Below are 6380 nucleotides of genomic sequence, written 5' to 3'. Positions count from 1 at the left end.
CTGCACCACCGCGGGCTTGCTCGCCGCAGCGGGGATCACCGGCGGCGTACTCGCCGCGGCCGGCTCGGCGGCCGCCGTCGACGCGGCGGTCGGCTCCTCCACCGGAGTTGGTTCCGCCGGCTTGGCCGTATCGACCGGCTCCGCCGGCTTGGCCGTGTCGACCGCCTTGGCCGGCTCGGCCGCCTTGGCCGTGTCAACCGGCTCCGCCGCCTTGGCCGGCTCGGCCGGCTCGGCCGTGTCGACCGGCTCCGCCGGCTTGGCGGTGTCAACCGGCTTGGCCGCCACCGCGTCCGTCGTTCCGGTTGTCCCGTCGACGGTCGGCTCGCTGGCCACGGTCGGCTCGTTCACCGTCGGCTCGTTCGCCGTCGGCTCGTTCGTCGCGGTCATGCCGACACCTCCTCCGCGTGGGTGCTGCCGAGATAGGCCTCCGCGACCGCGGGATGGCTGCGGATCTCCGCCGGGGTGCCGTGCGCGATCACCTTGCCGAAGTTGAGCACGTGGATCTCGTCGCAGAGGCTGAGCACGAGGCTCATGTCGTGTTCGACCATCAGGATCGTGACGCCGGCGGCGCGGATGTCGCGCAACCGCTGGCCGAGCCAGTGGCTCTCGACCGTGTCGAGACCGCCCGCGGGTTCGTCGAGCAACAGCACCCGGGGACGCCCGACGAGGGCCCGGGCGATGGAGACGAGCTGGCGCTGGCCCTGGGAGAGCTCCCCGGCGGGACGGTCGGCGACGGCGGTCAGCCGCAGCAGGGTGAGGGTCGCCGCGACCTCCTCGGAGCTGGAACTGCCGGCCTGGCGCCGCGAGACGCCCGCGGTCAGCCCGACGCTGACGTTCTCCCGGACGCTGAGGTCCTCGTAGAGCTCGATCGCCTGGAAGGTCCGGCCGAGTCCGGCGCGGACCCGCTCGTGCGGGCGCAGCACCGACAGGTCCTGGTCGGCGAGCGCCACGCTGCCGGTGGCCCGGGCGAATCCGCTGATCGCGTCGATCGCCGTCGTCTTGCCGGCGCCGTTCGGGCCGATGAGGCCGACGATCCGCCCCGGCGGGACGGCCAGGGACAGGCCGTCGACGGCGAGCACACCGCCGTAGCGGACGGTGAGGTCGCGCACGGTCAGCAGGGGCTCGGCCGCGTCGTCGAAGGTGACCGCCGACGCGGCGGCTGCCGCCTCGGCGTCGGCGACGATCTCGCCGGCCTGCGCGACCACGGCGTCCTCGGGCGCGACGAGCGCGTCCGAGCGGTGGTCGGCCGACCGCGAGCGGCGGCGTTCGATCAGCTGGTGGGCCGGGCCGACGACGCCCTCGGGGTTGAACACGACGGTGAGGATCAGCAGCAGCGCCGCCACCGCCTCGTACCAGACCCCGGTGGAGACGACCTTGTCGACGAGCGCGTAGAGCAGCCCGTTGACGACGGTGACCCCGGCGAGCAGTCCGCCGGAGACCGAGGTGGTGCCCGCCAGGTAGACGGTGCCGAAGAAGGTCAGCCCGACGATGGCGGTGAACGGGTCGTTGGTGACGTTGCCGAACTTGTAGGCCAGCAGCGCCCCGCCGATGCCGGCGATGAACGCCCCCAGCGCGAACGCGGCGAGCTTGACCCGCACGACGTTGACGCCGGCCGCGGCGGCCGAGCGCTCGTTGGCCCGCACGGCGAGCATCTGCGAGCCCAGCGTGCTGGTACGCAGCCAGGCCACACCGAGCCCGACGAGCACGAGCACGAGCAGGCAGAGCACCCCGAACGTCACCCGGGGGAAGTCCGAGCCGCTGCCGACACCGAGGTTCCACCCGAAGATCTCCGGGTTGGGCACCGCCGCGCCGGACGAGCCGACGAAGTCGAGGTTGCGGAACCACAGCGCTTCCAGCGCGAACGCCAGCGCGAAGGTCACCACCGCGACCGTCAGCCCGCGGATGCGCAGCGCGGGCAGGCCGATCACCACGCCGACCACGGTCGCGCCGAGCGCGGCGACGATCGGCGCGAAGGGGAAGGCGATGTGCAGGTGCTCGGAGATCGGCCCGACCAGGAACGCCGCGACCCCGGCGAGCGGGAGCTGCGCGAACGACACCTGCCCGGCATAGCCGGTGACGACCACGACCGACAGCGCGATGACGGCGTAGACGAACGTGGAGATCAGCCCGTCCCGCAGGTCGCCGGTGAAGGCGATGAGGCCCACGACACCGAGCACGGTCGGAACCACGGTCGGCAGCACCACGTTGTGTGGTCGAGGGGCACGGCCGAGGTTGCGGGTGATGACCGCTCCGCGGCCGGGCAGTGGCTGGGCGCGCACGACGAGGACGATGAGGATCAGGACGAGGGGGACGAGCTCCGGCAGGCCGGAGGACGGCAGCCAGTCGTAGTTGTTCTGCAGGTACTGGGCCTCGGACTGCAGGGCACCGATGACGATGCCGGCGACCGCCGCCCACAGGACGTACTGGAACCGACCCATGATCGCCGCCGCCAGGGCGGGGACGATGAACAGGGTGTAGGAGACGGGGATCAGCGGGACGATGGGCGCGATGAGGATGCCGACCAGCCCGGCCGCCGCCGAGGAGATCATCCAGTTGCCGGCGGCGATCCGGTCCGGGGAGATGCCGCTGACGTAGGCGCCCTTCTCGCTCGATGCCGTCGCGCGGGTGGCGAGGCCGAAGCGGGTGCGGGCGAACACGATCGAGATCACGGTGGCGAGCACGAGCACGGTGATCGCCAGGTAGACCCGGTCGCTCGGGACGTTGATCGACCCCGCTTTCCACAGATCGGTCGGGAAGATCGGGTCGACCGCGACGGCGGTGGTGCCCATCCGCGCGGCGATCAGGGCGGTGATCGCCAGCGAGACGCCGAGCGAGGCAACCGCCTTCGCGACCGGCGGCGCGTTGCGCAGCGGCCGGAAGATCACCAGATGGAGCCCGAGGCCGAGCAGGGCGGAGAGCGCCACCGCGATCGGCAGCGCGGCACCCATCGGTAAATCGGCACCGATGTCGATGGTCCTGGGCGTGCCGGGGATCAGGTTGATCAGTTCGCCGGAGCGCAGGTAGGCATAGACGTAGGCGGCGAGCAGCGCGATGCTGCCCGTCGCGAAGTTGATGATCCCCGAGCTTCGGTAGGTGATGGTGAGCGCGAGCGCGAGCGCGCCGAACACCGCACCGTTGCCGAGGCCGAGGAGCAGGAAAACAATGTGTTGACTCAAAAGTCACTCCGCAGGATCGTCCCAGAGCGGGAGGGGCGCTCAGGCCTGCGCAGGTCGCGGAGCACCGCGCCTCGACAGGACCTCGGGGTGCGTGACGAGTCTCGCCGGCCCCCCGATTGAGTTAAACTCATTGGATTGTTGTGTGCTACTTCACAGCCTGTCAAGCGATGCTGTGACCTGCGGCGGAACGGGCGGCAAACGGCCAGTTCGCGGCCCTCCGGACCGACCCGCTCCGCGCCCGCCGTCACGCAGCGTCCGCGGGCGGTCAGAAGGCCGAGCGGTGGTGGCCGCCGTCGACGGCGATGTAGTGCCCGGTCAGGTAGCCGGCCTGGCGCGAGCACAGGTAGGCGATCGAGGAGGCGATCTCCTCGGGCTCGCCGAGCCGGGCGGCCGGCACCCCCGCCGTCTGGATCATCCAGTCGCGGCGCGCGTCCGGCTCGGTCAGGCCCTCGTGGGTCGACAGGTACCAGTTCGTCGTCTTCGTCGCGATCCAGCCCGGGGCGACCGTGTTGATGGTGATGCCGTGGCGGGCGTACTCGTCGGCGACGCTCTTGAGCAGGCCGACGGTGGACGGCCGGGTGGCGTTGGCCACCGTGTGCGGCGGGGAGCTCTGCGGCTCCTTGGCGGTCGCCGAGCCGATGTGGACGTAGCGCCCGAACCCGGCCGCCTGCATCCCCGGCAGGACCGCGTGCAGCATGTGCACCTGGCTGAGGGTGTAGGTCCGGTAGGAGTCGACGTAGTCCTCCGCCCGGGTGATCTCGGCGAAGAAGCCGCGCACGTGGAAGTCGGCCTGGGTGACCACGATGAGCGGGGGCCCGAGCCGGTCGGTGACCTCGGCGACGGCCGACTCGATGCCCTCGCCGGTGCTCATGTCCGCCGACACCCCGACCGCCTCGCCACCGGCCTGCGTGATCGACGCGACGGCGGCGTCGATGTGGCGCTGCGTGCGCGCGACGACGGCGACGCGACTGCCCTCCGCCGCGAGCATCCTCGCCACCTCGAGCCCGATCCCCTTGCTGCCGCCGACGACGAGCGCCACCCGGTCACGAATGCCAAGGTCCACTGTTCTGCCTCTCCTACCGGGACTGATCCACTCCTACTGGGACCGATCCACCCTGCTGCCGTGCCCGCACGCACCGGCCGGGAACGGCGTTCCCATCCTGGCACGCGCACCGACGGGACGCCCACGACGCTGATCATTTCGGCTCATTGACAACTCAACGTGACCTAAGCCACAATCGCGGCCGGACGTCAGTCGACCGCCGGCCGGCCGCCGCCCGGATGCCGCCACAGATCCCCGACCGACCGGTCGACGACTCGACGACTCGACGACTCGACGACCGTCGCGGGGCTCGGCTCCCGCACCACCCGGGTCGGCCCCGGGTTTACTTCCCGAACACCACGAGGAGTTCCAGCGTGCATATCTCCAACTCGCGATTACCGCTTCGGCGCGCGTGTCCGACCCGCTCCCGCGGGCACCTGTCCCGATCCGGCGGGCGCGCCCGCGCCGGCCTGTCGGCCGTGGCCCTCGCCGTGGCGGTCGCCACCGGCGTGGCCGCCTGCGGCGGTAGCAGCGGCGGTGGCGGCGGCAGCACGGGCGGGGCGGCGAAGTCCGACAGCAGCCTGCTCGGCCCCGCCAAGGCCGCCACCGGCACCCCCGTCAAGATCGGCTGGGTCAGCACCGGCGCGACGCAGGCCGTCGACACCACCGGTGAGATCCGGGCCGCCCAGGCCGTGACCGACTACGCCAACGCCCACCTCGGGGGCCTGCGCGGGCACAAGATCGAGCTCGTCACCTGCGAGGACAAGTCCGTCCCGGCCAACGCGCAGGCCTGCGGCAACCAGTTCCTGCGGGAGAAGGTCGCCGCGGTCGGGGCTGGCAGCCCCGGGCAGACCGACCCCTGGCTGAAGATCGTCGCCCCGGCGGGGATCCCGGTGGGCATGAACCTCGTCGCGACCCAGGCCACCCTGTCGACGAAGAACGTGTTCATCTGGGGCAACCCCCTGGCCTCGTTCGGCACGCCCGCCGCCTTCGCCCGGGACAAGAAGCTGACCAGCGCCGCCGTGTTCGTCATCGACGTGCCCGCGGCCAGCGACCCGGCCAAGCAGCTCGTCCCGCCGTTCTTCGCCAACGCCGGCGCCAAGGCCCAGGTGATCGCGATCCCGCCGGGCACCGCGGACATGACCCCGCAGGTCCAGACCGCGCTGAAGAACAAGCCGGCGATGTACCACGTGATCGGCGACCCGACGTTCTGCGCCAGCGCGATCAAGGCGATCAAGGCCCTCGGTATCACCCAGCCGATCACCGCGCTGGACCGCTGCATCGGCGCCGACCACGGCGCGTCGATCCCCGGCGGCTTCGCCGGCGTCAACATCATCGCGCAGGCCAACGTCGACCCGGCCACGCCCGAGTTCAAGCTGTTCAACACCGTGCTCGACGCCTACGGCAAGGGCCTGAAGTTCGACGCGATCAGCATGAGCGGCTACCAGGGCATGCTGAGCCTCGTGCGGGGCGTCAACTCGGTGCCCGGCACCGACGTCACCCCCGCGGCCATCGCCACGGCGCTGCACACCATGCCGGCCACCACCTACCCGCTCGGCGGCGGCTCCACGTTCCAGTGCAACGGCAAGGCCAACGCGGTCTCGCCGAACATCTGCTCCACCACCGGTTTCATCGCGGACGCCGACAAGGAGGGGACGCTGACGGACTTCCGTTCCCTCGACACCACCGGGATCTTCAAGCTCGGCGCGAGCTGACGATCCCGCCCGCCGACGCGGGCGACAGATGCAGACGGGTGCCCCGGGGCCGCTGGCCCCGGGGCACCTCTGTGTCCGGCCCGGCGGCTACCGGGAGGCGGCTACCGGGAGGCGATGGGCTGGGACAGGCCGACGAGGTCCAGGACCAGCTCCGCGTAGGCGGCGACCTCGTCGGCGTCGGGCTGGTGGTCGACCGCGATCCAGGCCGCCTGCCGGCTCATCACCAGTTCGAACGCGGCGTCGGCGAGCAGTTCCGCCCGCGGCAGCTCGGCGCGGTGCAACGTCCGGGTCAGGGGCTGGCGCAGCGGGAGGGTGAGCGTGACCTCGGCCTGCGGGAAGCGGTGCAGCAGGCGGTAGCGGTCCAGGGCGAGGGCACGGATCGCCCGCGCCGCCTCGCCGCGGGCCAGCGACAGCAGCGCCACCGCCCAGGTGCGCACCGCCTCGGCC

At 71.9% G+C, this 6380-nt stretch carries 3 protein-coding genes and 2 pseudogenes; 1 reads left to right on the top strand and 4 read right to left on the bottom strand.

What is annotated here, in order from left to right; translation table 11 throughout:
* The 3 genes and pseudogenes from ND748_RS22255 to ND748_RS22245 all read right to left on the bottom strand — a co-directional run.
* Positions 1–387, bottom strand: a pseudogene (locus tag ND748_RS22255) (hypothetical protein); the annotation flags it as partial.
* Positions 384–3176, bottom strand: a complete 2793-nt coding sequence (locus ND748_RS22250) for a branched-chain amino acid ABC transporter permease/ATP-binding protein (RefSeq protein WP_251747915.1) — start codon at positions 3174–3176, stop codon at positions 384–386. The pseudogene ND748_RS22255 and the gene ND748_RS22250, both read right to left, overlap by 4 nt.
* A 265-nt stretch (positions 3177–3441) precedes the next feature.
* Positions 3442–4239, bottom strand: a complete 798-nt coding sequence (locus ND748_RS22245; RefSeq protein ID WP_251747914.1) for an SDR family oxidoreductase — start codon at positions 4237–4239, stop codon at positions 3442–3444.
* A gap of 353 nt (positions 4240–4592) precedes the next feature.
* Between ND748_RS22245 and ND748_RS22240 the strand changes: the two genes are divergently transcribed.
* Positions 4593–5933, top strand: a complete 1341-nt coding sequence (locus tag ND748_RS22240) for an ABC transporter substrate-binding protein (protein ID WP_251747913.1) — start codon at positions 4593–4595, stop codon at positions 5931–5933.
* Positions 5934–6034: 101 nt separating this feature from the next.
* On the opposite strand, the pseudogene ND748_RS22235 reads toward ND748_RS22240, so the two are convergent.
* Positions 6035–6380: pseudogene (locus ND748_RS22235) on the bottom strand (transcriptional regulator); the annotation flags it as partial.

It is taken from the genome of Frankia sp. AiPs1 (assembly GCF_023716945.1).
Classification (GTDB): domain Bacteria; phylum Actinomycetota; class Actinomycetes; order Frankiales; family Frankiaceae; genus Frankia.
Note: the sequence above shows the minus strand (reverse complement) of the source record. Positions and strands in the feature narration are given on the sequence as shown.